The sequence below is a fragment of the Lysinibacillus sp. UBA5994 genome, assembly GCF_002429725.1.
Taxonomy (GTDB): domain Bacteria; phylum Bacillota; class Bacilli; order Bacillales_A; family Planococcaceae; genus Lysinibacillus; species Lysinibacillus capsici.
The window spans coordinates 23,171-48,983 of sequence record NZ_DJAU01000038.1; the positions used below are offsets into that span (position 1 = coordinate 23,171).

Annotated in this window: 24 protein-coding genes; 22 read left to right on the forward strand and 2 right to left on the reverse strand. The window is 35.7% G+C overall.

Annotated features, from left to right (window positions below; all coding sequences use genetic code 11):
* Positions 1-39 precede the first annotated feature (39 nt).
* Positions 40-1,140: a redox-regulated ATPase YchF gene (gene ychF / locus B3D98_RS12630; protein WP_016994923.1), complete on the forward strand. Its 1,101-nt coding sequence runs from the start codon at positions 40-42 to the stop codon at positions 1,138-1,140.
* An 85-nt stretch (positions 1,141-1,225) separates the two neighbouring features.
* Positions 1,226-2,266, forward strand: a complete 1,041-nt coding sequence (locus B3D98_RS12635) for an acyl-CoA dehydrogenase (protein WP_257520876.1) — start codon at positions 1,226-1,228, stop codon at positions 2,264-2,266.
* Positions 2,267-2,333: 67 nt separating this feature from the next.
* Here B3D98_RS12635 and B3D98_RS12640 read toward each other — a convergent pair whose 3' ends face one another.
* Positions 2,334-2,903, reverse strand: a complete 570-nt coding sequence (locus B3D98_RS12640) for a DUF3267 domain-containing protein (RefSeq protein ID WP_054548815.1) — start codon at positions 2,901-2,903, stop codon at positions 2,334-2,336.
* Between the two features lie 176 nt (positions 2,904-3,079).
* Here B3D98_RS12640 and rpsF point away from each other — a divergent pair, with 176 nt between their 5' ends.
* The 10 genes from rpsF to B3D98_RS12690 all read left to right on the forward strand — a co-directional run bounded on the left by rpsF (position 3,080) and on the right by B3D98_RS12690 (position 12,827).
* The gene (gene rpsF, locus B3D98_RS12645) at positions 3,080-3,367 is read left to right on the forward strand and encodes a 30S ribosomal protein S6 (protein WP_016992320.1); all 288 of its coding nucleotides are present in this window, start codon (positions 3,080-3,082) and stop codon (positions 3,365-3,367) included.
* Between the two features lie 43 nt (positions 3,368-3,410).
* On the forward strand, positions 3,411-3,977 hold the full coding sequence (ssb, locus tag B3D98_RS12650) for a single-stranded DNA-binding protein (RefSeq protein ID WP_054548816.1): 567 nt from the start codon (positions 3,411-3,413) through the stop codon (positions 3,975-3,977).
* 40 nt (positions 3,978-4,017) lie between these two features.
* On the forward strand, positions 4,018-4,254 hold the full coding sequence (rpsR, locus tag B3D98_RS12655) for a 30S ribosomal protein S18 (protein ID WP_012296211.1): 237 nt from the start codon (positions 4,018-4,020) through the stop codon (positions 4,252-4,254).
* A 589-nt stretch (positions 4,255-4,843) separates the two neighbouring features.
* Positions 4,844-5,335 carry an RNA polymerase sigma factor gene (locus B3D98_RS12660; RefSeq protein WP_016992318.1) on the forward strand — a complete coding sequence of 164 codons (492 nt, stop codon included), beginning with the start codon at positions 4,844-4,846 and terminating at the stop codon, positions 5,333-5,335.
* Complete coding sequence (locus B3D98_RS12665; RefSeq protein WP_279493524.1) at positions 5,335-6,084, forward strand: hypothetical protein; 750 nt, start codon at positions 5,335-5,337, stop codon at positions 6,082-6,084. The genes B3D98_RS12660 and B3D98_RS12665 overlap by 1 nt, the downstream gene beginning before the upstream one ends.
* A 462-nt stretch (positions 6,085-6,546) precedes the next feature.
* On the forward strand, positions 6,547-7,488 hold the full coding sequence (locus B3D98_RS12670) for a YybS family protein (RefSeq protein ID WP_288583346.1): 942 nt from the start codon (positions 6,547-6,549) through the stop codon (positions 7,486-7,488).
* A gap of 13 nt (positions 7,489-7,501) precedes the next feature.
* Entirely contained in the window at positions 7,502-9,472 is a 1,971-nt protein-coding gene (locus B3D98_RS12675; protein ID WP_288583348.1) for a DHH family phosphoesterase, read from the forward strand.
* Positions 9,472-9,918, forward strand: a complete 447-nt coding sequence (gene rplI / locus B3D98_RS12680; RefSeq protein WP_004233368.1) for a 50S ribosomal protein L9 — start codon at positions 9,472-9,474, stop codon at positions 9,916-9,918. Before B3D98_RS12675 ends, rplI begins: the two co-directional genes overlap by 1 nt.
* A gap of 13 nt (positions 9,919-9,931) precedes the next feature.
* Positions 9,932-11,293, forward strand: coding sequence for a replicative DNA helicase (dnaB, locus tag B3D98_RS12685; protein ID WP_004233370.1), 1,362 nt, complete (start codon positions 9,932-9,934; stop codon positions 11,291-11,293).
* Between the two features lie 244 nt (positions 11,294-11,537).
* Positions 11,538-12,827 carry an adenylosuccinate synthase gene (locus B3D98_RS12690; RefSeq protein ID WP_004233375.1) on the forward strand — a complete coding sequence of 430 codons (1,290 nt, stop codon included), beginning with the start codon at positions 11,538-11,540 and terminating at the stop codon, positions 12,825-12,827.
* Between the two features lie 44 nt (positions 12,828-12,871).
* Here the strand turns inward: B3D98_RS12690 and B3D98_RS12695 are convergent, their stop codons facing one another.
* Positions 12,872-13,789 (reverse strand): YitT family protein, encoded by a 918-nt coding sequence (locus B3D98_RS12695; RefSeq protein ID WP_048395239.1) that lies wholly within the window; start codon positions 13,787-13,789, stop codon positions 12,872-12,874.
* 323 nt (positions 13,790-14,112) lie between these two features.
* Here B3D98_RS12695 and B3D98_RS12700 point away from each other — a divergent pair, with 323 nt between their 5' ends.
* From B3D98_RS12700 to B3D98_RS12745, 10 genes are all read left to right on the forward strand, one after another.
* Positions 14,113-15,573 (forward strand): peptidoglycan DD-metalloendopeptidase family protein, encoded by a 1,461-nt coding sequence (locus B3D98_RS12700; RefSeq protein ID WP_288583351.1) that lies wholly within the window; start codon positions 14,113-14,115, stop codon positions 15,571-15,573.
* A 214-nt stretch (positions 15,574-15,787) separates the two neighbouring features.
* Positions 15,788-16,501 (forward strand): response regulator YycF, encoded by a 714-nt coding sequence (yycF, locus tag B3D98_RS12705; RefSeq protein ID WP_036077923.1) that lies wholly within the window; start codon positions 15,788-15,790, stop codon positions 16,499-16,501.
* A 5-nt stretch (positions 16,502-16,506) separates the two neighbouring features.
* Positions 16,507-18,372: a cell wall metabolism sensor histidine kinase WalK gene (gene walK / locus B3D98_RS12710; RefSeq protein ID WP_048395245.1), complete on the forward strand. Its 1,866-nt coding sequence runs from the start codon at positions 16,507-16,509 to the stop codon at positions 18,370-18,372.
* Positions 18,369-19,694 (forward strand): YycH family regulatory protein, encoded by a 1,326-nt coding sequence (locus B3D98_RS12715; RefSeq protein ID WP_054548820.1) that lies wholly within the window; start codon positions 18,369-18,371, stop codon positions 19,692-19,694. Before walK ends, B3D98_RS12715 begins: the two co-directional genes overlap by 4 nt.
* Entirely contained in the window at positions 19,681-20,505 is an 825-nt protein-coding gene (locus tag B3D98_RS12720; RefSeq protein ID WP_048395249.1) for a two-component system regulatory protein YycI, read from the forward strand. The genes B3D98_RS12715 and B3D98_RS12720 overlap by 14 nt, the downstream gene beginning before the upstream one ends.
* Entirely contained in the window at positions 20,505-21,293 is a 789-nt protein-coding gene (locus B3D98_RS12725; protein ID WP_048395252.1) for an MBL fold metallo-hydrolase, read from the forward strand. Before B3D98_RS12720 ends, B3D98_RS12725 begins: the two co-directional genes overlap by 1 nt.
* A 166-nt stretch (positions 21,294-21,459) precedes the next feature.
* Positions 21,460-22,755 carry a S1C family serine protease gene (locus B3D98_RS12730; RefSeq protein ID WP_288583357.1) on the forward strand — a complete coding sequence of 432 codons (1,296 nt, stop codon included), beginning with the start codon at positions 21,460-21,462 and terminating at the stop codon, positions 22,753-22,755.
* A 245-nt stretch (positions 22,756-23,000) separates the two neighbouring features.
* Positions 23,001-23,165, forward strand: coding sequence for a CxxH/CxxC protein (locus tag B3D98_RS12735; RefSeq protein WP_004233391.1), 165 nt, complete (start codon positions 23,001-23,003; stop codon positions 23,163-23,165).
* Positions 23,166-23,255: 90 nt separating this feature from the next.
* Positions 23,256-23,735, forward strand: coding sequence for a 23S rRNA (pseudouridine(1915)-N(3))-methyltransferase RlmH (gene rlmH / locus B3D98_RS12740; RefSeq protein WP_054548823.1), 480 nt, complete (start codon positions 23,256-23,258; stop codon positions 23,733-23,735).
* Between the two features lie 206 nt (positions 23,736-23,941).
* Positions 23,942-25,543: a hypothetical protein gene (locus B3D98_RS12745; RefSeq protein ID WP_054548824.1), complete on the forward strand. Its 1,602-nt coding sequence runs from the start codon at positions 23,942-23,944 to the stop codon at positions 25,541-25,543.
* The last annotated feature ends 270 nt before the right edge of the window (positions 25,544-25,813 follow it).

Consider the following 25,813-nt stretch of genomic DNA (forward strand, 5'->3'; position numbering starts at 1 on the left):
AGAAAATTTGAACTGAGTATAGAAAGGTTGTGTCCATCCATGGCATTAACAGCTGGAATCGTTGGTTTACCTAACGTTGGAAAATCAACATTATTTAACGCAATAACAAAAGCGGGCGCATTGGCTGCAAACTATCCATTCGCAACGATCGATCCAAACGTTGGTATAGTTGAAGTACCTGATGCACGTTTAGATAAATTAACAGAATTAGTGGTACCGAAAAAAACTGTGCCAACTGCATTTGAATTTACAGATATCGCTGGAATTGTTAAAGGTGCTTCCAAGGGTGAAGGATTAGGAAATAAGTTCCTAGCTCATATTCGTGAAGTAGACGCAATTTGTCAGGTAGTACGTTGTTTTGTAGACGAAAACATTACTCACGTTTCTGGTGCAGTAGATCCAATTGACGATATTGAAGTTATTAATCTAGAGCTTGCACTAGCTGACTTAGAATCTGTGGATAAACGTTTACAACGAGTTAGCAAAATGGCGAAACAAAAAGATAAAGAGGCTATGATAGAGGAGCCAGTGCTTCTAAAAATTAAAGAGCAACTAGAAAACGGTAAACCAGCTAGAGCAGCTGAGCTATCAGATGATGAATTAAAGGTAATTAAAGGTCTTCATCTGCTAACAATTAAACCAATGCTTTATGTAGCAAACGTTTCAGAAGATGAAGTAGCAGATGCAGACAACAACGAGTATGTGAAAAAAGTACGTGAGTATGCATCCGCTGAAGGTGCACAGGTCATTACTATTTGTGCAAAAATCGAAGAAGAAATTTCTGAGTTAGATGATGAAGAAAAAGCTATGTTCTTAGAAGAATTAGGAATTAAAGAATCTGGTTTAGATCAACTAATTCGTACTTCTTATGACTTATTAGGACTAGCTACTTACTTCACTGCAGGTGTACAAGAGGTACGTGCCTGGACGTTCCGTAAAGGAATGAAGGCACCTCAATGTGCTGGTATTATCCATACTGACTTTGAGCGCGGCTTTATTCGTGCAGAAACAGTGGCATATGATGATCTTCTTGAGGCAGGTTCGCAAGCAGCGGCTAAGGAAGCTGGTAAAGTACGTCTTGAAGGTAAAGAATATGAAGTACAAGATGGCGATATTATGTTATTCCGCTTTAATGTATAAAAAACTTACAAGGGCAATCTAAAATGGTTGCCCTTTTTCGATTGCGTAGTTATCAGAATTTTTAATGTATGGAGGCGACTTATGAATGAATCCTGTGCAAATTAAGGAACGTGGTTTAGAGTTTGAGCAACTGGGGATGCTACCACAAGATGTCTTAGATTATATTTATGAACAACGATTATTCAAATTGTTCACTCCAAAAGAATTAGGTGGTATGGATTTAAATTTAGTAGAAGGTGTAAAGATATTTCAACAGATGTCTGCACTTGATGGCAATTTTGGATGGCTCATTACTATTGGTACAGGTGGAAACGCATTTATTCCAACATTCAGTAAAGAAATTTGTGAAAAAATCTATTCTCCTAAAGAAGCAGTTATAGCAGGTAGTGGATATCCAACAGGGATAGCTGTAAAAACAATTGGAGGCTATTATGTAACAGGGCAATGGAAGTATTGTAGTGGTTCTAATTATGCATCAACATTTACGATGAATTGTTTAATTGAAGAAGATGGTATCAAAACTGAAAAAATTATTAGCTGCTCAGTAAATCCACATGATGTAGAAATTTTGAATGATTGGTCTGCAATGGGTTTAAAGGCAACAGCTAGTCATACAATCCGTGTAAACAATGTTTGGGTACCACAGGAAGCTACTTTTCAATTAGGGGTCATCAGAAATGATTATGGCAATTCAGTACATAGCTTTCCATTTACCACTTTTGCAGAGGCTTCCTTTTTAGGCGTTTGTCTTGGGATGACAGAGAATTTTTTAGAAGAAGCTTTTGCTTTAATGAAGCAACGAAATCATGATGGAAGCAGAACTGAGCGAATTGGAGCCTTCCAATTTTTATGGATGCAGCAGCATAAACGTTTCAAGCAATGCGAGGAACAGTTTTATGCAACATTATCTGTCTTTTGGCAACAACATCAAAAAGGTGAACAATTAACGGAAGAGGAATTATCACAATTTACTCAATTGGCTAAGGATATAGCTGCTGCCTGCTTAGAGATAGCCAATAATTTAATACGCAGTCTCGGTATGGATGCTATTACAGAAACATCTATGATTAACCGTATTTGGAGAAATTTATATACAGCAGCCCAGCATGGATTTTTAACTCCTTAAAGTATAAATAGAATCTGTAGTTGTTCATTTCTAATCTACAGATTCTATTTAATTATGTAGTCTTATTTTAATGATGATCCTTTTCCCGCAATAGATAAACATACAGCTTTGGTAATTTAGGATCATCCTGTACGATAGCATTACGTGGATATTTGCGTAGCTCTTTATACATGGCAAAATCGCCTACAGCTCCAGCTATTAACACCGCCCCTATCAATATTAAAACAGTACTGTTAAGATAAAACCCAACAATGGTTGGAAGTACTCCAGTCGTCCAGAATGGCAGTAATAAAGCTTTTTTCATAGCATGGTTGGGGAGAGGTTGCTCAGTAGTTGCATAGGCAATACCTTGCTCTAAATTTATGCCATATTTTAAAGCTTTAAAGGGAACTCTGCCAAAAATCATAAAGCCAATTAAATGAAAAGCCTCGTGTAGGATAATAAAAATTATATACAGCACAACAAATAGTGCTGTGCCACCAATCATCTTCCAAAAAGAAAAATGGAAATCTTTAAAGCAAATATATTGAATGGCAATAAATAATATGACAAGACCACTTGTAATCACAAAATTGTCGATCATTAACTTCTTTAAATCTAATTCGATAACGATAGGCTCCTTATCGTTGGTTAACATGAAGGCACTCCTTTCATAGATAATGAAATATACTGCCATTATATAACGAATTATTAGTTTGTGACTTGAAAGACATGTACCTATATGTTACAATTCATTGATGTGAGTAATAATTAATTACTTGCTCCTTGCTCCCTTAATTAGGAGAGCCTAAGTCCATAAGGAGGTGTAAACAGATGAGAAAATACGAATTAATGTACATCGTACGTCCGAACATTGAAGACGAAGCGAAGAAAGCTTTAGTTGAACGTTTCAACGAAATGTTAACTTCTAACGGTGCAGAAGTCATCGAATCAAAAGAGTGGGGCAAACGCCGCTTAGCTTATGAAATTCAAGACTTCCGCGAAGGTTACTACCAAATCGTAAAAGTAAACGCTACTTCAGATGCAATCAACGAGTATACACGTCTTGCTAACATCAGCGAAGACATCATTCGCCACATTGCAGTTCGCGAAGAAGCTTAATAATTAATTTTTTACAAAACGCTGAAAAGGAGGTTGTATTCTGATGATTAACCGTGTCGTATTAGTTGGAAGACTAACAAAAGATCCTGAGCTACGTTATACACCGAATGGAGTTGCGTCTACAAGATTTACAGTAGCTGTAAACCGTGCATTCTCAAATCAACAAGGTGAACGCGAAGCTGATTTCATTAGCTGTGTTGCTTGGCGTAAACAGGCTGAAAACCTAGCGAACTTCATGCGAAAAGGAAGTTTAATTGGGGTAGAAGGTCGTATCCAGACAGGCAGTTATGAAGGACAAGATGGTAAGCGAGTATACACAACAGATGTCGTGGCGGATAGCGTACAGTTTTTAGAACCCCGTAATGGTAGCGGTGCTCCTGCTCCTCAATATGGTGGACAAACTTACGGTAATAACCAACCGTCATATGGCGGTGGTCAACCACAACAACAGTTTAGTGGCGCTATGCCAGGGCAGGGTTCCTATGGCGGCGATTCGTATCAGCAAAATCAACCACCTATGAATCAGCCGAATTATACACGTGTAGATGAGGATCCATTTGCGAATAGCAAAGGGCCAATAGAAGTATCTGAGGATGATCTTCCATTCTAATGCTTCTAAATGATAAAAAAAGATAAGGAGGAGACACACTATGGCACCACGTCGCGGAGGCCGCAAACGCCGTAAAGTTTGCTACTTCACTGCTAATAACATTACGCATATCGACTATAAAGATGTAGATTTATTAAAAAAATTCATCTCTGAGCGCGGTAAAATTTTACCACGTCGCGTAACTGGCACTAGCGCTAAGTACCAACGTAAATTAACTTCAGCTATCAAAGTATCTCGTATCATGGGATTACTTCCATTCGTAGCAGAAGATAAATAAAATTTATTTATTAATAAAAGCACAACAAGGTTTTCATAACCTTTGTGGTGCTTTTTTTATTTATACTGTTTTCTCAAATATTGTTGCTATAAAGGAAAAAAAGCGAGAAATTTGAAACTAATATTGTTGGGGAAGTAAATCTATCTTTAGCAGGAGATGATTATCCAGATGACTCAATCTCTCCTTTCGGTTTCTATCTTTATAAGGACGTGGATACCCCTTCTCCTCAAACTTATTCAACTCACAGCAATGTACCAGCAACCTATTATTATGAAGCATTCAGTGGATCATATCTGCTTGGGTTGAATAAATTATCAAATGTAAAATTATTTCAAGCTCACCTATTCGGTGGGCTTGTTTTATTTAAGAGAACGATAGATATAGCAAAGTATCAACGATAGGTACCTAAAATGACATTCTAATTACACAATATAATAAGATTAGATTCGGATAGAAGACTATTGGAAAATATTTTTCCAATTTTTATGCATCGATCAGTTTTTAGGTAAGATTATTTTCTAAAATTATTTTATTTAAAATGTCACCAAATGGTAACTTCATGTGTGTTATAAGTGAAAGGAGTTGATGGATGTTGCAACAATTAGTTTGGTCGAACGAACTAGATATAGAACGAATTGTTGATAAATATGGAAATATGCTTTTTAGAATGTGTCTTGTTATTCTATGCAATGAGAATGATGCAGAGGATGTCGTACAAGACACTTTTATTACCTATCTAACTAAATCTCCACCATTTAACGATTCAGAACATGAGAAAGCATGGTTGATTACTATTGCTACAAATCGTTGCAAGAATATGAGAAGGTACAATATTATTCGTAAACATATGGATATCAATGATTTACAACTATATTGTAAGGATGATGAAAACTATGGTTTAATTGAACATCTTATGAGATTGCCAAATAAACATAAGATTGTCTTGTTACTTTATTATGTAGAGGGCTATAAAGTAGATGAAATAGCAAAAATACTTGGCATTACTACTTCAGCAGTTAAAAAGCGATTACAACGTGGAAGAGAGCTTATTCGAGAAAAATATCGAAAGGAGAATGAATGATGAACTTTGATAAGATTAAAGAAGCTGTTAATACTATTGAAATGCCAAAAACTATGAAAAATCGTGTGAAAAAGAATTGCAATATTATAGAAAAGAAAAATTTTAAAAGGCGGATTTCTGTAGCTTGTGCATTTGGATTCCTATTGTTAATTATGATAGGTATTCCGTTTTTCAATAATAATGGAAACTTTCAAGTCGCAAATTTTACAATCACAGCTTATGCATTGAGTGATGATGGGAATCAGCCAAATACCAAACTTTCATCAGATAAAGCTACTTTTGAATTATCAACTGAAGCTAGAGGTAGTACAACTGATATAACTGGAGATGTAGGTAATTTAATCTTTACAAAGCTTATGCTAAATATAAGTGGAGAACATATCGACTCAGTCACTTATACCATTAGCAAAGGCAAGTTTATAGAGGATGTTACACTTACAGCTAAAGAATATGCAGACAAAGACTGGTTATTATCAGAAAAGATATTTATGATTGGAAGTTCGCCTGGTTCAGATATATACAACGGTACAAAGGAAATTGGAAATACCTATACAGTTGAGTATAATGAACAGGATAAATATCAATATTCAATTGCAATTCCTCATGATGGCAATTTGGTAATAGATGACGACATAATAATCAAAGTCATTGTAAAATATACAGATGGAAGCTCTGAACAACAAGATATTGCTGTAACTCAAGAATCAAATTCTTTAAAATCAAATTCTATTTCATTAAAGCTTAATTAAAATAATCGAGATGTAATACTACTGTACAAAGAACTAAGTTAACTGGAGAAAAGAAGAACTAGTAGAAAAATCTACAGGATAGATTAGAAACCAAACATTGACGAGGATACTTATTACTCTTGGTAGTATTGTTGGGTACGGAATTTATGTTGAATTTAGTTAAATTAGTTAGTATCATGGGATTACTTCCATTCGTAGCAGAAGATAAATAAGATTGATGACGTTAAGGTAACTGACCTTACATCAATTTTAACTACCAGCATATTACGATATTCGTATCGGGTATGCTGGTTTTTTGTTATGGTTAAAAAGAAAATTATCAGCTACTTAGGTAAAAGTTCGAATTAAAATTGAAAAAATAATGACAATGTACATAGTGATCTAAGTGATTTTTGTTCAATACTATGAAAAAATGGTACAATAAAGGGTAGTAAGTTTGACTGAAAAAAAGGAAGGTTTTCAATGCCGAATAATCAAACAAAAGCGCTTGTACAAGGCTCAATGATGGTTGCACTTTTTACAATTTTGATGCTAATTTCTGCATATGTACCATTCATCTTTATAGTAGCTTTATTATTCGCTCCACTACCGATTGCTTGGTATAGCGCAAATTACAAGCGTTCCACATCAATACTCGTAGCAATAGTAGGCTGTATCCTAACCACTATAACGAGTGGAATATCCATGCTGCCATTTGCCTTTATTTTAGGGCTAGTAGGTGTCGTTATGGGTAACGCCATTTATTTGAAGAAGAGTAAGCTTTATTTATTTATGTCAACGGGGATTGCTAATCTCCTTTCGATGGCAATTGTTTATGTTGCTTATGTAAAGCTTTCAGGGATTGACTTCATAAGCATGAGTTTAGAGATGGCACGTAAAAATTATGAGCAATCTAATGAATTTGCGAAGAATGTAACAGGCAAAGTAGCCATTAATCCAGAGCAGCTTGAGGCAATGTTTAAAACAATTGAACTGACTATGCCTGCAACGATAACAATCTCAGCATTTTTTGCTGCATTTATTATCATTACAGTCAATTTACCAGCTCTAAAACGACTAGGGGTAGATGTTCCAAAATTTGCTCCATTCCAAAATATGAGATTACCACGCTCTATTTTATGGTATTACATGATCGTTTTATGTATTAATTTATTCATGCGTCCTGAGGCTGGCTCTACGCTAGATATTATTGTATTAAATGTTTCTTATATTTTATGGTTGTTACTGATTTTACAAGGAATATCTTTTATCCATTATTTTATCTCTAAAAAGGGGATGCCAAATGGAGTTAAATGGGTAGCAACTTTATTAGCAATTCCATTATCATCCTTTATGATCTTACTCGGTATTGTTGATTTAGGTTTTGACGTACGTTCACTTGTAAAGGGGAAGACTAAAGAATAAGGGGCTGATTGTAATGGGGACATTTAGAAAACGACCAATTCGCTATCCGCTTTTTGTTCTTTCCATATTTGGAACTGTGACGTTCGTGCTTCTATGTATTTGGAATATCGGGATAGGCATCGGTTATGGTGTAGGTTTTGTTTTACTGATGGCCTACACATGGAAAGTAGAGAAGATAGCTTTTGAGGAAACAGAAAAGCACATTGAATCTATCTCCTTCCGTATGAAAAAAGTGGGGGAAGAGGCACTGCTTGAAATGCCAATTGGGATACTGCTGGTTAATGAGCAGTATGAAATCGAATGGTCTAATCCATATATGCAAGGCATTTTAAATATGGAATCATTAGTTGGAGAAGGTATTGTAAATATATCTGATGACATCTATGTATTAATGAAGACCGAGGAGACTAATGAGGCTACGATTACACTAAGTGATCGGAAATATCGTGTTTATTATAAAAAAGAGGAACGACTACTGTATTTCTTTGATATAACTGAACAGATTGCCATTGAAAAGCAATACTATGCAGACCGTACAGTAATCGCTATATTGTTTGTCGATAATTACGATGAAATCACGCAAGCCATGGACGATCAACCACGTAGTTTAACCAACACAATGGTTACTTCAATTGTCAATGAATGGGCTGCAGAGCATGGTGTATTTGTCAAACGAATATCATCAGATCGTTTCTTAGCAGTCTTAAATGAATCCATTTTAACGGAGCTAGAAAAGAAAAAATTTGCTATATTAGATACCATTCGAGAAAAAACAGCTCAAAAGAATTTATCATTAACATTAAGTATTGGTGTAGGAGCTGGATCATCCTCATTAGTGGAGCTTGGTGAGTTGGCACAATCCAGTCTTGATCTTGTATTAGGACGGGGTGGAGACCAAGTGGCGATAAAGCAACCTACTGGAAAACTTAAATTCTATGGTGGAAAAACAAATCCAGTCGAAAAACGTACACGTGTTAGAGCGCGCGTTATTTCACATGCATTACGCGATTTAATTCAAGACAGTGACCAAGTGTTTGTTATGGGACATAAAAATCCTGACATGGACTCCATTGGTGCTTCTGTAGGTGTACGGAAAATGGCACAAATGAATGATGTAAAGGGTTATGTCATTATCAATTTTGATGAATTAAATGGTAGCGTTACACGATTAATGAATGAAATAGAGAGTAAATCAGATTTCTATGAAAATTTCCTTACACCAGAGGAAGCCGCTGGTAAAATGACTGAGAAATCGTTGCTCGTTATTGTTGATACACATAAGCCGAATTTAGTAATTGATGCACACCTATTGAAATTAGCTGAAAAGGTGGTTGTAATCGACCATCATCGTCGAAGTGAGGACTTTATCGAAAATCCTACACTCGTTTATATGGAGCCATATGCGTCGTCCACAGCAGAGCTAGTGACAGAGTTACTAGAATATCAGCCGAAGCGTGCAAAAATTAATATGCTAGAAGCTACTGCATTACTAGCGGGTATTATCGTTGATACCAAAAGCTTTACACTTCGAACAGGAGCACGTACATTTGAAGCAGCTTCTTACTTACGAACAAATGGTGCCGATACAGTATTGGTCCAACGTCTCTTGAAGGAGGACGTGGACACATATATAGAGCGCTCCAAAATTGTGCAAACAGTTAAGTTCGTAAAACCAGGAGTAGCTGTTGCTGTAGGTGAGGAATCAAAAGTGTATGACTCTGTCTTAATTGCGCAAACAGCCGATATTTTACTAACGATGAAGGATGTTAGTGCATCCTTTGTCATTGCACATCGGGCAGATGGCAAAATTGGTATAAGTGCACGATCACTTGGCGAGGTCAATGTACAGCTAATTATGGAGAGGCTTGGCGGCGGTGGACATTTAACGAATGCTGCCTGCCAAATAGATGCTAAATCCATCGATGGTGTGAAAAAACATTTAGAAGAGGCCATAAATGAGGTCTTTGAAGGGAGTTCTGACTAATGAAAGTAGTATTTTTAAAAGACGTTAAAGGAAAAGGAAAAAAAGGTGAAATTAAAAACGTAGCTGATGGCTATGCACAAAATTTCTTAATCAAGAATGGCTATGCAGCGGAAGCAAATGCGCAAGCTTTAAGCCAAATAGAGGGGCAAAAGAAATTAGAGGCCAAAAATGCTGCTGCCGAATTAGCTGAAGCACAAGCATTAAAGGAAAAAGTAGAAGCACTAACAGTTGAGCTAAAAGCAAAATCAGGTGATGGTGGCCGCTTATTTGGCTCAGTATCTACAAAGCAAATTGCTGATGCATTACAAAAAGTGCACGGCATTAAAATTGACAAACGTAAAATGACTTTACCTGATGGAATTCGTTCACTTGGCTTTACAAATGTTCCTGTAAAACTACATCATGAAGTATCAGCAACGTTAAAAGTCCATGTAACGGAAGAATAAGGAGCGACAATCCATGAGTGAACCGATGATGGACCGCGTTCCACCGCATAACCGGGAGGCGGAGCAATCGGTTATCGGTGCTATCTTCCTTGAGCCACAGGCATTAATAACAGCATCAGAAATTTTATTGGCAGATGATTTTTATTTAAATGCCCATAAGAAAATTTTCGAAACGATGTTGCGCTTGAGTGATCAAGGAAAAGCGATAGATGTTGTAACAGTTACAGAAGAATTATCAGCTAAAAAAGAGATTGAGGACGTTGGCGGGCTTTCTTATTTACTAGAGCTCGCCAATGCTGTCCCTACAGCTGCCAATGTCGCTCATTATGCCAAAATCGTTGAGGAAAAGGCCCTCTTACGTCGATTGATTCGAGTGGCTACGAAAATTGTCGAGGACGGCTATACCCGTGAAGACGAAGTAGAGGCATTATTAGGCGAGGCAGAGAAGAAAATGATGGAGGTTGCCAATCGAAAGAATGCAGGTGACTTTAAGCATGTTAAAGATGTGCTAGTGGAAACTTTCGATAATATTGAGCAACTGCAATCACAAAAGGGAGAAGTAACGGGTATCCCGACTGGCTTCCGTGATTTAGATAACATTACTGCAGGCTTTCAACGCAACGATTTAATCATTGTTGCTGCTCGTCCATCTGTAGGGAAAACAGCCTTTGCATTGAATGTTGCGCAAAGTGTTGCTGTACAAGCTCGTGAAAATGTTGCAATCTTTTCTTTAGAGATGGGTGCAGAGCAACTGGTCATGCGTATGCTTTGTGCAGAAGGAAATATAGATGCACAAGTTTTACGTACAGGTGCTTTAACTACAGAAGATTGGGGTAAACTAACTATGGCAATGGGTAGTTTATCGAATTCAGGGATTTTTATTGATGATACTCCAGGTGTACGTATCAATGAAATCCGTGCAAAATGTCGTCGTTTAGCTCAGGAGAATGGACTAGGAATGATCTTAATTGATTATTTACAGTTGATTCAGGGTAGCGGCAAGCCAGGAGAAAACCGTCAGCAAGAGGTATCAGAGATTTCCCGTTCTTTAAAGGGATTAGCCCGTGAATTAAAGGTACCTGTGATTGCGTTATCACAGTTATCTCGTGGTGTTGAGCAACGACAAGATAAACGGCCAATGATGAGTGACTTACGTGAATCGGGAAGTATTGAGCAAGATGCTGATATTGTTGCGTTTTTATACCGTGATGATTATTACGATAAAGAATCTGAGAATAAAAATATGATCGAAATTATCATTGCGAAACAACGTAATGGTCCAACAGGAACTGTTACATTGGCCTTTAAAAAAGAATTCAATAAATTCATTAATGTGGATTGGTCACAAATGCCACCGCCACCGCCACGTGATTAGTCAAGTTACTCGTCATTCAGATAAGTTGCCTATTAGTAATAAAATATTACCCTTAGAATAAATTAATCTGAATGTTCGATAATATTCATACCATTCTGTTATTAAACACGAACGTTGAATCAGATTTTTTGATTTTATGTTCGTGTTTTTTCGCTAATTTTTATTGACGAGTTGTTTCTATCATTGTTACAATAATTGAGGCTTGAAAATTGAGATACAAAGGTATCTAACGGAGGTGCTGATTATGACATCAGTAGTAGTTGTAGGAACACAGTGGGGAGACGAAGGAAAAGGTAAAATTACAGATTTCCTTTCGCACAAAGCCGATGCCATCGCTCGTTTTGCCGGTGGAGATAATGCAGGACATACCATTAAAATTGATGGTGAAACTTATAAATTACATTTAATTCCATCAGGGATCTTCTATAAAGATAAAACTTCAGTAATTGGTAATGGATTAGTTGTGAATCCAAAATCATTAGTAACAGAGCTTAAAGGTTTACAAGAGCGTGGTATTAATACAGATAATCTACGTATTTCTAATCGTGCACATGTGATTTTGCCTTATCATATTAAACAAGATATTGCGGATGAAGAAAGTCGTGGAGACAATAAAATCGGCACAACTTGTAAAGGTATTGGACCTTGTTATCAAGATAAAGTAGCACGTATTGGGATCCGTATGGCTGACTTACTTGATAAGGAAATCTTTGAGGAAAAACTACGTCATAATTTAGCCATTAAAAATAAGTTATTTGAGAAATTCTATGAAGTCGAAGGCGTAACATTCGAAGAAATTTTCGAGGAATACTATGGTTACGGACAAGAAATTGCTAAGTATGTTACGGACACGTCTAAAATTTTGAACGATGTCCTTGATGAGGGCGGTAAAGTGCTATTCGAAGGTGCACAAGGAATTTTACTTGATGTCGATCAAGGTACGTATCCATATGTAACATCTTCAAATCCTGTTGCTGGGGGAGTAGCAATTGGTGCAGGTGTTGGGCCATCACGCGTAACAAGCGTTATTGGTGTATCTAAGGCCTATACATCTCGAGTAGGAGATGGGCCATTCCCAACGGAGTTGTTCGATGAAGTAGGTCAACAAATTCGTGAGGTTGGTCGCGAATATGGTACAACAACAGGTCGTCCACGTCGTGTAGGCTGGTTCGACACAGTCGTTGTTCGTCACTCACGCCGTGTAAGTGGCATTACTCATCTTGCTCTTAACTCTATCGATGTTTTATCGGGCTTAGAAACAGTAAAAATTTGTACAGCCTATAACTATAAAGGTGAAACAATCACAGAGTATCCAGCAAACCTTCATATTATTGAACAATGTGAGCCGATTTATGAGGAGCTTCCAGGCTGGTCAGAGGATGTAACAAGCTGCAGAACTTTAGAAGAGCTACCTGAAAATGCACGCCGCTATGTGGAGCGTATCAGCGAACTAACGGGCATTCAAATTGCTACTTTCTCTGTTGGACCTGCACGTGAGCAAACAAACGTGTTAGTGGACGTTTGGGAAGCATAATGAAATAAAATGAAAAGGGCGTGCCAAATGCGGCATGCCCTTTTTTAGTGAATATCTTTCTTCTTAAAGCGACCACCTTTTACCTCGGCGATATTACCGATGGCTAGAAAAGCATTGTCATCTATTTCAGCGACGATTGTTTTCAATTTAGATTCTTCTAAACGAGTAATAACGGTAAATATGACTTTCTTGTCATTCCCCGTATAAGCTCCCTCTCCGTGAAGGAAAGTAACGCCACGACCAAGTCGATCCATAATAGTTTGTCCAATTTCATCAATGTCATCACTTATGATATAAACCGATTTAGATTCTTCTAATCCTTGAATAACAATATCAATCATTTTATAGGCAATATAGTATGCAATGATGGAGTACATGGCTTGCTCCCAATTAAAAATAAATCCTGCCACCGTAAAAATAATGATATTGAAGAACATGATGATTTCTCCAACTGAAAAAGGTGTTTTGCTATTAGCTAAAATAGCTAATATTTCAGTTCCATCCAATGAACCTCCATAACGAATGACAATTCCGACACCAACTCCTAAAATCATTCCTCCAAAGACTGTTGCCAATAATGTGTCTTCCGTAAATGGATGGATATTATGTAAGGCGAGTGTTGAAAATGAGAGTACGGTAATACCTAGACCTGTGGACAATGCAAAGGTTTTACCAATTTGTTTATAGCCTAAAAAAATAAAAGGTAAGTTTAAAATGAAGATGAAAATACCAAGGGGTAATTTTAATAAATGAGATGTGATAATGGAAACACCTACGATGCCACCATCCATAATGTGGTTGGGTACTAAAAACAGTTCCAAGCCCAATGCCATTATAATCGCGCCTAGCGAAACCATAATAATTCTTGCAAAAACTTTACGCATGCTATTTTTCTGAGGTCTCAACACTTTTGTTGTGATCTCAGAGGTTTGTGAATCACTCAATTTAATCGCTCCAATCAAATAGTGTACCTTCTATATATATTTTATCGGAATATTAAAAAAGTAAAAAGTATTAAGTCAAAATTCACTTGAAAAAATTTGAGAATAGTATACAAATGATAGTTAAATTGAATTTTAAGAACCAATATATGAATAAAATTACAGTATTTATAAACTATATAAAATATATTCTATGTAACAATAAGTAGATAAATAATACATTTACATTACAAAAGAGTGAAATCGTTCAAACGTCATTTTCTTTATGGTACATTATAGGGGTGCAAAAAATCCTTGTGGGTAAATCATCCTACAGTAGGGTAAAGTTGGAAGGGGCTTTATTGATGAATTCGTTTTGGAAAAGAAAAGAAGAAAACAATAGATTCACCTACAATTTTTCTTCTTTTAAAAAGGCTTCAATCATTGTAGTTTTAATGACAAGCCTAACGATTAACATGGGATTTGCTAAGGAATATAACAAAGAAAACTTAAATAAAATTTACCACGTCTATGTGGGGAATGAATATATTGGTGCAGTATCTGATGAGAAAGCAATTCAAGAAATAATTGCATCAAAAGAAAAAGTGGCAAGTCAGCAATTCAAAGGTTTATCCATTGATGCTAGCTCAGCTGTTAAAATAATCCCAGAACAAGTATTTACAAATGAAACAAAAGATGCAGAAACATTATCGAAACTTAAGCAATCTTTAGTGGCCAAATCAGATGCCTTTACATTATTAGTAAATCATAAACCAGTAGTATCACTAAAGAATACGGAAGCTTATGAGAAAACTGTTCAAATGTTAAAGCTACAATATGTTTCTCAGCAAGAATTAGATAACTTATCAAAACGCCAAGCTAGCAATAATCTACCAGAATTAAAAGATGGTGAGGCTAGACTTCTAAATGTTTCCTTTAAACAAGGCGTTTCAGGGTTATCACAAAAAGTGACACCCACTGATATATTATCACCTGAGCAAGCCGTGAAGTTTTTAATGACAGGCTATCTTGAGCAAGAAACATATAAAATTGAATCAGGAGACGTGTTAGGGTCAGTTGCTAAAAAACATAATTTAACAACAAGTGAACTACTAGCTCTAAATCCGGATATCACAGTAGATACAGTTTTACAAATTGGACAAGAATTAAATGTTACTGTGGCAAAGCCATTTGTGACACTTGAAGTAAAAAAGGAAAAGAAAGTTGCGGAAGTCATTCCGTTTAAAAAAGTAATTGAAGAAGATCCTACAATGTATAAAGGTGAAAAGGTCATCAAGCAAGAAGGTGTTAATGGAAAAAAAGAAACAACTTATGCATTAACATCTGAAAATGGTACACAGACATCAAAAGTTGCCTTAGAGGAAAAAATACTTCAACAGCCAGTAGATGAAATTGAAGTAGTTGGTACAAAGGTTATTTCTTCACGTGGAACTGGAGAATTTGCATGGCCAGCAGTCGGGGGCTATATTTCAAGTGGTATGGGTGAACGTTGGGGAGCCTTCCATCGTGGTATTGATATCGCTCGACCAAGTAACTATAATATTTTAGCTGCTGATAATGGTGTAGTTGTTGCTGCTGGCACTTCTGGCACCTATGGTAATCGTATTGTTATTAATCACAATAATGGTTTTACAACACTTTATGGACATTTATCTTCTATTAATGTTGAAGTCGGACAAGTAGTGGAAAAAGGTTCTGTGATTGGTATTATGGGTTCCACTGGAAATTCGACAGGTACACATTTGCACTTTGAAGTTGAAAAGAACGGTTCATTAGAAAATCCGTTATCTTATGTAGGCCGATAAAACATGTTGAATAGAAGGCAGTCCGAATAATGGACTGTCTTTTTCTATTATTTCCCGAGAAATAATTGTTGAATTACATCGCTTTTTGTCACAGTATTAGAGGGATTGAATATCGATTAATGCATAGAATCCGAAAGCATGATAGAGTTAAGAGTAGTGAATTTACAAATACACATTGTTTAAGAATAGATAAGAAGCGAAAGGGAGAGTATGTATGAATAAAACAATTTTAGTTGTTGATGATGAGAAACCAATCGCAGATATTTTGCAATTTAATTTAATAAAAGAAGGCTATAAAGTTATTTGTGCTTATGATGGTGATGAGGCATTAAAGAAAGTAGAGGAAGAGCAACCAGATTTAATGCTTTTAGATATTATGCTGCCAAAGCGTGATGGGATGGAAGTTTGTAGAGAAGTACGTAAAAAATATGATTTTCCGATTATTATGCTAACAGCTAAAGGCTCTGAAATTGATAAAGTATTAGGATTAGAGATGGGTGCAGATGATTATGTCACAAAGCCATTTAGTACAAGAGAGCTGATTGCACGTGTAAAGGCCAATATGCGCCGTTTACAAGTAGTCGCTCCAGCAGCAGAAGAGGCTGAGGAAGAGTCGAATGAGATTGTCGTAGGTTCGCTTGTTATTCAACCAGATGCTTATTTAGTAATGAAGCGTGATGAAGCAATTGAATTGACACATCGAGAATTTGAGTTACTTCATTATTTAGGGAAACATATTGGACAAGTAATGACACGGGAGCACCTCCTACAAACAGTATGGGGCTATGATTACTTTGGTGATGTACGAACTGTTGATGTAACAATTCGCCGTTTACGTGAAAAAATTGAGGATAATCCTAGTCATCCCGCTTGGATTGTCACACGACGTGGTGTAGGTTATTATTTACGAAATCCTGAACAGGAGTAATAGGAATGCAGAAAGTGAGCTTCTTTAAATCCATTCATGTCAAACTAGTGCTGATTTATATTTTATTAATATTGCTTGCTTTACAAATTATCGGTATCTATTTCGCTCGTGAATTAGAAAGAAATTTGAAGAGCAACTTCCAAGATTCCATTTTTCAGCGAGTTGACTTGATGCAATATAGTCTTCGTGAGGAAATTTTAAAGGAACGCGATGAAAGCATGCCTAAACTAGAGGAGAGCCTAAAGTCAATTGTTATGGAGTTTTCTACTGGTTTAAGGGATGTTTCAAATGGTGATATTCTAGAAATTCGTGTTATTGACGATAGACAAAGAATACTTGCAACATCTGAGCTTGAAAACCAGAATTTAATAGGTCAACGCTCTAATACTGACCTTGTACGTCGAGCGATATCAGCCGAAACATTGTTTGATATTATTAAGCTGGACAATAAGACGAGAAATCGTGTGTGGGTTTTAGCGAATCCCATTCGTGCAGGTGCAGGACCAGACGATGAAATCATTGGTGTACTCTATATTGAAGCCAATATTGAATCCGTTTTTGAACAAATGAATGATATAAATCAGATTTTCCTTGGTGGTACGGCAATGTCCTTGGTCATTACCATCTTCTTAGGTATTCTTGTGGCAAGAACGATTACACAGCCTATTGCTGATATGCGAAAGCAGGCTCAGGCAATGGCGAAGGGGAACTATTCTCGAAAGGTACGTGTATATGGTACAGATGAAATCGGCCAGCTAGCCATCACCTTTAATCATCTAACCAACCGTTTGCAGGAAGCACAATCGACCACAGAAGCTGAACGTCGAAAGCTAGATTCAGTTCTGAGTAATATGACAGATGGTGTAATTGCAACAGATCGTAAGGGACGTATTATTCTCATCAATGACCCTGCATTGGAATTACTGCATATTTCAAGAGATATTACATTAGGGCGTCCTATCGCCTCTGTATTGGGGATTGATCAGGAATATAGTTTTGAAGACTTAATTCATATGAATGATGCCGTGAATTTAAACTTTAGTACAGCAGATGCTCCCTATATACTTCGTGCTAATTTCTCTGTTATTCAAAAAGAAACAGGCTTTATTAATGGTCTGATTACTGTTTTGCACGATATAACAGAGCAAGAAAAGATTGAAATGGATCGTCGGGAATTCGTCTCGAATGTATCACATGAGTTAAGAACGCCATTAACAACAATGCGTAGTTATTTAGAGGCACTTGCAGATGGTGCATGGAAAGATGAAAATATTGCTCCTACGTTTTTAAATGTGACACAAACCGAAACAGAGCGTATGATTCGTCTAGTAAATGATTTACTGCAGTTATCAAGAATGGATAGTTCAGATTACGAGTTGAATAAAGATATTGTCTTATTTAATTCATTCTTTAACCGCATTATAGACCGATTTGAAATGTCTAAGTCTGACAAGGTACATTTTGAACGATTATTCCCTGAAACCTCCTTTTATGTAGAAATTGATACGGATAAAATCACACAAGTTATTGATAATATCATTTCCAATGCTATTAAATATTCTCCAGATGGTGGCAATATTCGCTTTGGCTTTACGGGACAGGATGACATGTTGAAAGTCATGATTTCAGATGATGGCATGGGCATTCCTAAAGAAAATGTTGGCCGTATTTTTGATCGCTTCTATCGTGTGGATCGTGCACGCGCTCGTTCTATGGGAGGAACAGGCTTGGGACTAGCTATTGCGCGGGAAATGATTGAAGCACACGGCGGTAAGATTTGGGCTGAAAGTGAAGAAGGACAGGGTACAACAATTTTCTTCACATTACCATATGATGCAGATGAATTTGGTGAGGCAGGTGAGTGGGAATGAAATATATAGAGCCAGTTAAATCTGTTGTATTATTTCTACTTGTTATGCTGAGTGTGATTTTAACTTTTTTAATTTGGACCTATACACCTGATTATAAATATATTGAAAAAACAGAGGGAGAGGAAATTTTAATTAAGCCGCAAAAGGATATGGAGGATATTATTCGACCATACAAGGCTATTTTCCGTTCTGAAGAAGAGTTTACAGGCACAGTTTCTAATGCAGCTATGAAAGACATGATGAAAGTATTTAAAGGCTGGAATGTTTTAGATTTGGTGCCTGTAAACAATAATCTTTCTGCAAACTATGTGAATCAAATTATTGGCGCTGATCATCGAATGACAATATTTTTTACAGGAGAGATTCCATTTTCAGCTTTTAACACAACCTTTCAGTTCACTGATAAGGAATTACCAGAAACAACGTTCAATCGTATGATTATAGATTGGAGTAATTACAATAGCAAAGAATTGATGTTGTATTACATTAGTGGTAATAACCAATCATTATTCCGCTCACATGTCAGTGTGCCAAACATGAATCAATTTATACAGGAAGTCATAGAGCCTGCCAAAAAATATGAGGTTTTTAAAGAAGTAGAAAGAGAAGGCTATACGTCTCTTTATTTGGCGAACAGTAATATTGAATCTGTAAAATATACGTATTTTATTGAGGATATTACGCCAGAACTATTTAAAAATGTATTATTCCCAGATCCAAATATTGTGCAGCGGAATGTGGAAAGTGCATCCTCTGAAAAATATACAGATGGTATGTCGTTAATGACCTTAGAAACAAATCTTAAATCATTAAACTATGTTTATCCTGCTGCAGAAAGTAGTATTAGAGTCGAGCCATCCAAGCTTTTAAAGGATAGCTTTGAATTTATTAATGAGCATGGAGGATTTACCGCAGATTTCCGCTATGCTTCATCCAATACCAATAAAAATCAAATAGATTATCAAATGTATTTGCAAGGTTTCCCTGTCTATAGCAATCATGTCATTACACGAATGACAACGATTTGGGGAGATAGTCGAATTTTCCATTATAAGCGTCCATACTTCTCATTGGATATGGATATATCATTGGAGAAAGAAATCAAAGAGTTAGCATCAGGTGCGGAGATCGCAGAGAGATTAAAAAGCGCTAACAGTATTCCTCTGTCTGATATCGATGAAATCGTCTTAGGCTATTATTTAACACAAAATCAAGAACAGAATATATTTATATTTGAACCTTGTTGGTTTGTTATTCGTAATGGTACATGGACTAAACTGACTCCTGAAGTATTAGGAGGTGTTAAAAATGGATTGGAATAGAACGAAATCTATTTTTATATTCGTTTTTTTAATACTGAACATCTTCTTGTATTCACTTTATGTCAATCGCTATAATGAAGCAAAAGATATTGAGGTACCAGGTGAAAGAACAATAGAAGCTCGTTTAAAGGATGATAATATTACGTACGGCACATTACCAAATAATATTGAATCTGCTTCGTATATGACAGCTCAAGTGCATAAATTCACACCAGCCGAATTTAATAATAGTAACCAGCAAGTTAAATTTAAGGATGATAATAATACAAAGGCTCGTGTTATTTTTATGAGGCCTGTTAAATTACGTAATGTAAGTGATGACGCAAGCTTTACAGATTTTGTCTTAGCAAACATCATTGAAGGTGCATCTTATGCTTTATGGAAAATAGACCGCGAAGAACGAGTCGCAATTTTTTTCCAAAAGACAAACAATCGAATGTTCTATTATAGTGGTTCATTAAAAATAAAATGGAATGCTAATAACGAAGTAACAATGTATGAACAAACAATGATTGATAATATTGAAGAAATGGAACAGCAGGAAACAGTTATTCCTCCACTTCAAATTATTCAAACTTTGTATGCAAAGGGACCGCTCAAGCCAGATTCTCGCATTACACAAATGAAACTAGGTTACTCAACGCTTGTTAAATTGACACGTACTCAGGTATTGGTGCCAACATGGGAAGTTCAAGTGAAATTATCTGATGGGACAAAAGAGGAGTACTTTGTGAATGCAGTAGAAGGTAAAGTCATCGAAATCCAGGAGGACAAGCAAGAGAGCGAAGAAGAAGACTGGGGAGTTGAATAATGCGATTTAGTGTTTTAGCAAGTGGCAGTACAGGGAATTCGATTTATGTAGAGAATGACGATCATGCTTTTATCGTTGATGCGGGTCTTAGTGGGAAAAAGATGGAGCAGTTATTTACAAAAATTGACCGTAATATGAAGCAGCTCAGTGGTATCTTTGTTACACATGAGCATAGTGATCATATTAAAGGAATTGGTGTACTGGCACGGAAATATAATGTACCAATTTACGCAAACGCCAAAACGTGGCAGGCAATGGATGGGCTTATTGGGGACATTCCTGTAGAGCAACGTTTTGAATTTGAAATGGATACAGTGAAGCATTTTGGTTCTTTAGCTGTTGAATCCTTTGCTGTTTCACACGATGCAGCAGATCCAATGTTCTATACTTTTCATGAAAATGATCGCAAGCTTGTTATTATTACAGATACAGGCTATGTCAGTGATCGTATGAAAGGAATTATTCGAGGCGCTGATTCTTTTGTCTTTGAAAGTAATCATGATGTCAATATGCTGCAAATGGGACGCTACCCTTGGTCTATTAAACGTCGTATTTTAAGTGATGTAGGACATGTGTCTAATGAGGATGCAGCAATTGCAATGAGTGAGGTTGTATTTGATAAGACGACCAATATTTATCTTTCACATTTAAGTAAAGATAATAATATGAAAGAGCTAGCACGTATGAGTGTCGCACAAACCTTACAATCTTGTGGCATCCTTGTTGGTGAGCATGTTCATCTATTTGATACGGATGCAGAAGAACCAACAAAATTGGTGACGGTTTAATCATAGGCTATTTAGATAAAATTTGAAGCTGTTCAATGCATAAAAAAATGCATTGAGCAGCTTTTTTTATGCCTATTTTATTTGTTTTTCATCTGATTTTAATGTTTGAATCGTAAGATTAGGGTAACAACTAATTAGATAGCACTCAAAGGAAAGGATGACGAACATGAGCTATTTCCAAGATGATGATAAAAACAGTGATTTCCTTAAAAATGATGAAGTACCGAAATCACCTCTTCAAGAAAGACTAGAGCGCGAGGAGCAAGAAATACAGACTAAGCGCATGAAAAAGAAAGGTGGAGGAGGTAAAGGCGGCTATTTCTTTAGTGGTCTGGTCGGTGTCATTATAGGTGCCTTACTTGTGTGGCTTATGCTACCGGGACTTGTCAATCAAATGCCTGGAACAACAACAAGTAATACAGGAAAAAATAACACAACAATTAATCAGGTAGCTACAGAAGTAACGACAGATGTGACAACTGCAGTTGATAAAGCCTCACAAGCAGTTGTTGGTATCACAAATATTCAAGAAGTCACAAGCGGAGGTTTTTGGAGCCCACCATCAACGACAACAAAAGAAGCAGGAAGCGGTTCAGGTGTCGTTTATAAAATTGAAGGTGACAAAGCCTTTATCATTACAAATAACCATGTTATTGAAGGGGCAAAGCAGTTAGAGGTCACAATGCCAGACGGAACAAAAGAACCTGCACAATTAGTGGGTCACGATGTTTGGACGGACCTTGCAGTTATTTCTATTAACTCTAAAAATGTTAAAACAGTTGCGACATTCGGGAATTCGGATGTATTAAAACAAGGTGAAACAGTGATTGCCATTGGTAACCCACTTGGTTTAGACTTCTATGGTTCTGTGACAACTGGTGTTGTTTCAGGTAAAGACCGTTCTGTACCAGTAGACTTAAATGGTGATGGCACAGAAGATTGGCAACAAGAAGTATTGCAAACAGATGCTGCGATTAACCCAGGGAATAGTGGTGGAGCACTTGTGAACTTAGCTGGAGAATTAGTAGGAATTAACTCCATGAAAATTGCTGAATCCTCAGTTGAAGGTTTAGGGTTCTCTATTCCAATTAATTCAGCTATTCCAATTATCGAGGAACTAGAGAAAAATGGAGAAATGAAACGTCCAACAATGGGAGTTTCACTTGCAGATTTAACAGATGTGCCATCATTCTATCAACAACAAACATTAAAATTACCTGCAGAGGTGACAACAGGCGTTGTTGTAACAGATGTCATGAATAACTCACCAGCCTCAAAAGCAGGGGTTCAACAATACGATGTTATTGTAGAGATGGATGGTCAAAAAATTGAAACAACTATTGATTTACGCAAACATTTATATAATGACAAAAAAATTGGTGATAAGCTAACATTAAAAGTGTACCGTCAAGGTAAATTAGTCGAGCTATCACTAACATTAACAAACGGTAATACATTGTAAAGAATATGAAAAGCGATGGAGATCTAATCAATCTCCATCGCTTTTTTTATGAGGATGGAGAAAATACTTTTATGAAATATTGTGGATAACTAGAAAATTGTGAATACTAATTCCGCACAGTAAATCGGGAGTAAAAGGCACTTCTTCCATACATGCTATTACTTTGTTACAATAGATTGTGGATAACATAGACTGATTTGTGAATAAGTTTGTGGAAATTTCGGAAAATAAGGAGACATCAAAAAATGGAAAAGTACAGCTGTGAAAGCCATATAGATCACGCTTTAGACATGTTTGTAGCAGAGCAAAAAGTGTTCCCAATTATGGATAAAATCGAAGAGGATAAAAAGTTATCCACAAAGTGTAGCTACTGTGAACAGGCAGCAGAATATATTGTATCAAGTAAATAACTTTACACAATATATAGAGAGTGCTTGTGGATATGTTGATAACTTTTGTGGATAATTTGTTTGTAAATGAATTGTAAAGGTGGATAACGTGTGAATATAACGATTGTATCAGTCGGCAAACTAAAAGAAAAGTACTTAAAAATGGGGATCGATGAGTACGTAAAACGTCTTGGCGGCTATGCAAAAATGGACTTGGTTGAAGTGCCAGACGAAAAGGCACCTGAACAGCTAAGTGAAGCTGAAATGGATATCGTCAAGAAAAAAGAGGGCGAACGCATCCTAGCGAAAATCAGTCCGGATGCCTACGTAATCGCCCTAGCCATCAACGGCAAAATGAAAACCTCCGAACAAATGGCTGCCGATATGGAATCCCTCATGACCTATGGCAAAAGCAAAATTGCCTTCGTCATCGGCGGCTCCCTAGGCCTACACGAAGATGTCCTAAAACGAGCCGACGAACAGCAATCCTTTGGTAAGATGACACTTCCTCACCAGCTCATGAAGCTTGTGCTAGTCGAGCAGATTTACCGCAGTTTTAGGATTATGAAGGGTGAACCGTATCATAAATAAGTGCGGTTTTTAATAAACCATCGATTACAGTCGTTTTATTGTAGTTGGTGGTTTATTTTTTGTTTATTGAGGCTCGAGAATTTGTAGATAGTTTACGGGATCCGTAGTGAATCTAAATTTATTTATAAAAAAAGACTTAATAGTAGATATAGAAGAAACCTCTTAGAGTATAATATTTATAAAATAATGCTAAAAGAGGTAGAATAATGGAATCTGGACTGTATACTCAAAAAGAAAAAAATGAAGCTCGTAGCAAATTAATAATCAATGCAATTGAAAGTTTAACTACAAGAAGAAAAGAGAGTATGTTATTAGATGAAGAATATATAAATAAAATGCTTGAAAATTTCGTTGGTTTAATAAATCTTTATTTAGAAAAAAAGAATGAAATATTGCCAGAAGATTTTTGTGAAATTTTAAAAAATAAAAGCATAAATTTTTTAAATTCTAAATATCATAAAAAGAATAAAGCGGATTTAAAAGTACTTTATTTATCAGGACCTGAGCCAGTTAATGATCTAAATATACTATTAGAAAATGGCATAAGTCCATCTAATATATGGGCGATTGAAGGAGATAATCAAACTTATAAAAAGGCATTGCAAAATTTAAAGAATAATAGTTCTTATATAAAAATACATAAAGGTTCTTTAAAAGATTTTTTTGAATTTTGTCCTGAACATTTTGATATTGTTTATTATGATGCTTGTACTCCGATTTGCTCCAATGAATATAATCCATTATATGTTCTAGAAAAGTTATTTGCTAATAGAAGATTGACAGAGTTATCAATTTTAATAACGAATTTTTCAGAGCCAAACGAAAATACATGGGATGAATGGGGGAAATTATTAGCTTGTTGGTATACAAGCAGATATGAAGAATGTCCTCAATCAACTCATGAAGAGTATTCAGATGTTAATTATAGATTAAGTGATATTGAAGGGTATGCTCAGTTTATTAGTAAAAGAATACCTGAGTATTATAGTGATTTTATAAGAAGATTTATGTCATCATTAGCTTCTGAGATAGTTCCATTCAGCAAAATAACATCGTTTAAAGCTTTAAGTTCTAAATTATTCAAAGAAAATAAATATAAAGATTTATTAGATGAAAAAATAGAAGTAGATAAGATAACAAAACCAGAAGATTTACTAAAAATTATACCACACCATATACTTTCACCTGAATCATATCCTTTATTAAATTGGGTATTTTTAACACAAGAAAATCTACCAGTAAATCATCCAATGAATAAATTTTTATTAGAAAATGGAAAAAAAATATTAAATTCTATACTAGTATGTACGCATTTGAAATCTTTTGAAGAAAGTTATTCAGGATATAATACTTTATTTAAAGAAATCTATAGTGATCAGTTATTAAAAGTCATGAATGATATAGATTTTTTTGATAGAGAGATTAGATTAACACTGGACATACCTATGAAAAATTTAATAGCTGAATTATTGATTGGACAATATGCTTTTCCATATATATCAAACGCAGATAAACATTATTCGATAAAATATAAAGCAGATGGAAAAAAGACTTGGATGTATTCAGATATTTTTGTTTTTGATCAGTGTAGATACCTTTATGATTTACTTCCATCTTTAGAACTTATAGAAGACTATTTTAAAGATAGTATAGATGAACAAATAATAATAAGGTGTTTTATAGATGGAATATTAAGGAATCATGTGGCCTATAATAGGAATTTCTTTGAGTTTGGATTTATAGAATCGTTATATGATGATAAATATGGATATTCGCTTTTAAAAGAAAGAGAAAATTTAAATATATAATTTTAAAATCTCCAAAATATAGAATAAAAACCGCACTTACATTAGTTACGGAGAACCGTATTATAAATAAGGGCTTTTTGAGTAAACGACTAATCATTATCAATATGATTAGTCATTTATTTTGCTTCATAATTAATAGAGAAAGCTGTATATACATCTATCTTTTTGACACGGTTTTAGACTTCTCTAGATTCAGATTAAAAATCCTGTTGCTCCACGTATTTTGTACGGTTTTAAAATCATGTCCCGTTTCATTTGCTATTTTCCGTA

Coding starts and splice junctions, on each gene's coding strand:
- B3D98_RS12715 (WP_054548820.1), top strand. CDS start 18,369: ATGAAATATATAGAGCCAGTTAAATCTGTTGTATTATTTCTACTTGTT.
- ssb (WP_054548816.1), top strand. CDS start 3,411: ATGATTAACCGTGTCGTATTAGTTGGAAGACTAACAAAAGATCCTGAG.
- B3D98_RS12720 (WP_048395249.1), top strand. CDS start 19,681: ATGGATTGGAATAGAACGAAATCTATTTTTATATTCGTTTTTTTAATA.
- dnaB (WP_004233370.1), top strand. CDS start 9,932: ATGAGTGAACCGATGATGGACCGCGTTCCACCGCATAACCGGGAGGCG.
- B3D98_RS12640 (WP_054548815.1), bottom strand. CDS start 2,903: ATGTTAACCAACGATAAGGAGCCTATCGTTATCGAATTAGATTTAAAG.
- B3D98_RS12735 (WP_004233391.1), top strand. CDS start 23,001: ATGGAAAAGTACAGCTGTGAAAGCCATATAGATCACGCTTTAGACATG.
- B3D98_RS12730 (WP_288583357.1), top strand. CDS start 21,460: ATGAGCTATTTCCAAGATGATGATAAAAACAGTGATTTCCTTAAAAAT.
- rpsF (WP_016992320.1), top strand. CDS start 3,080: ATGAGAAAATACGAATTAATGTACATCGTACGTCCGAACATTGAAGAC.
- walK (WP_048395245.1), top strand. CDS start 16,507: ATGCAGAAAGTGAGCTTCTTTAAATCCATTCATGTCAAACTAGTGCTG.
- B3D98_RS12725 (WP_048395252.1), top strand. CDS start 20,505: ATGCGATTTAGTGTTTTAGCAAGTGGCAGTACAGGGAATTCGATTTAT.
- B3D98_RS12690 (WP_004233375.1), top strand. CDS start 11,538: ATGACATCAGTAGTAGTTGTAGGAACACAGTGGGGAGACGAAGGAAAA.
- B3D98_RS12675 (WP_288583348.1), top strand. CDS start 7,502: ATGGGGACATTTAGAAAACGACCAATTCGCTATCCGCTTTTTGTTCTT.
- rpsR (WP_012296211.1), top strand. CDS start 4,018: ATGGCACCACGTCGCGGAGGCCGCAAACGCCGTAAAGTTTGCTACTTC.
- B3D98_RS12635 (WP_257520876.1), top strand. CDS start 1,226: ATGAATCCTGTGCAAATTAAGGAACGTGGTTTAGAGTTTGAGCAACTG.
- B3D98_RS12670 (WP_288583346.1), top strand. CDS start 6,547: ATGCCGAATAATCAAACAAAAGCGCTTGTACAAGGCTCAATGATGGTT.
- B3D98_RS12745 (WP_054548824.1), top strand. CDS start 23,942: ATGGAATCTGGACTGTATACTCAAAAAGAAAAAAATGAAGCTCGTAGC.
- B3D98_RS12660 (WP_016992318.1), top strand. CDS start 4,844: ATGTTGCAACAATTAGTTTGGTCGAACGAACTAGATATAGAACGAATT.
- ychF (WP_016994923.1), top strand. CDS start 40: ATGGCATTAACAGCTGGAATCGTTGGTTTACCTAACGTTGGAAAATCA.
- yycF (WP_036077923.1), top strand. CDS start 15,788: ATGAATAAAACAATTTTAGTTGTTGATGATGAGAAACCAATCGCAGAT.
- B3D98_RS12700 (WP_288583351.1), top strand. CDS start 14,113: ATGAATTCGTTTTGGAAAAGAAAAGAAGAAAACAATAGATTCACCTAC.
- B3D98_RS12665 (WP_279493524.1), top strand. CDS start 5,335: ATGAACTTTGATAAGATTAAAGAAGCTGTTAATACTATTGAAATGCCA.
- rplI (WP_004233368.1), top strand. CDS start 9,472: ATGAAAGTAGTATTTTTAAAAGACGTTAAAGGAAAAGGAAAAAAAGGT.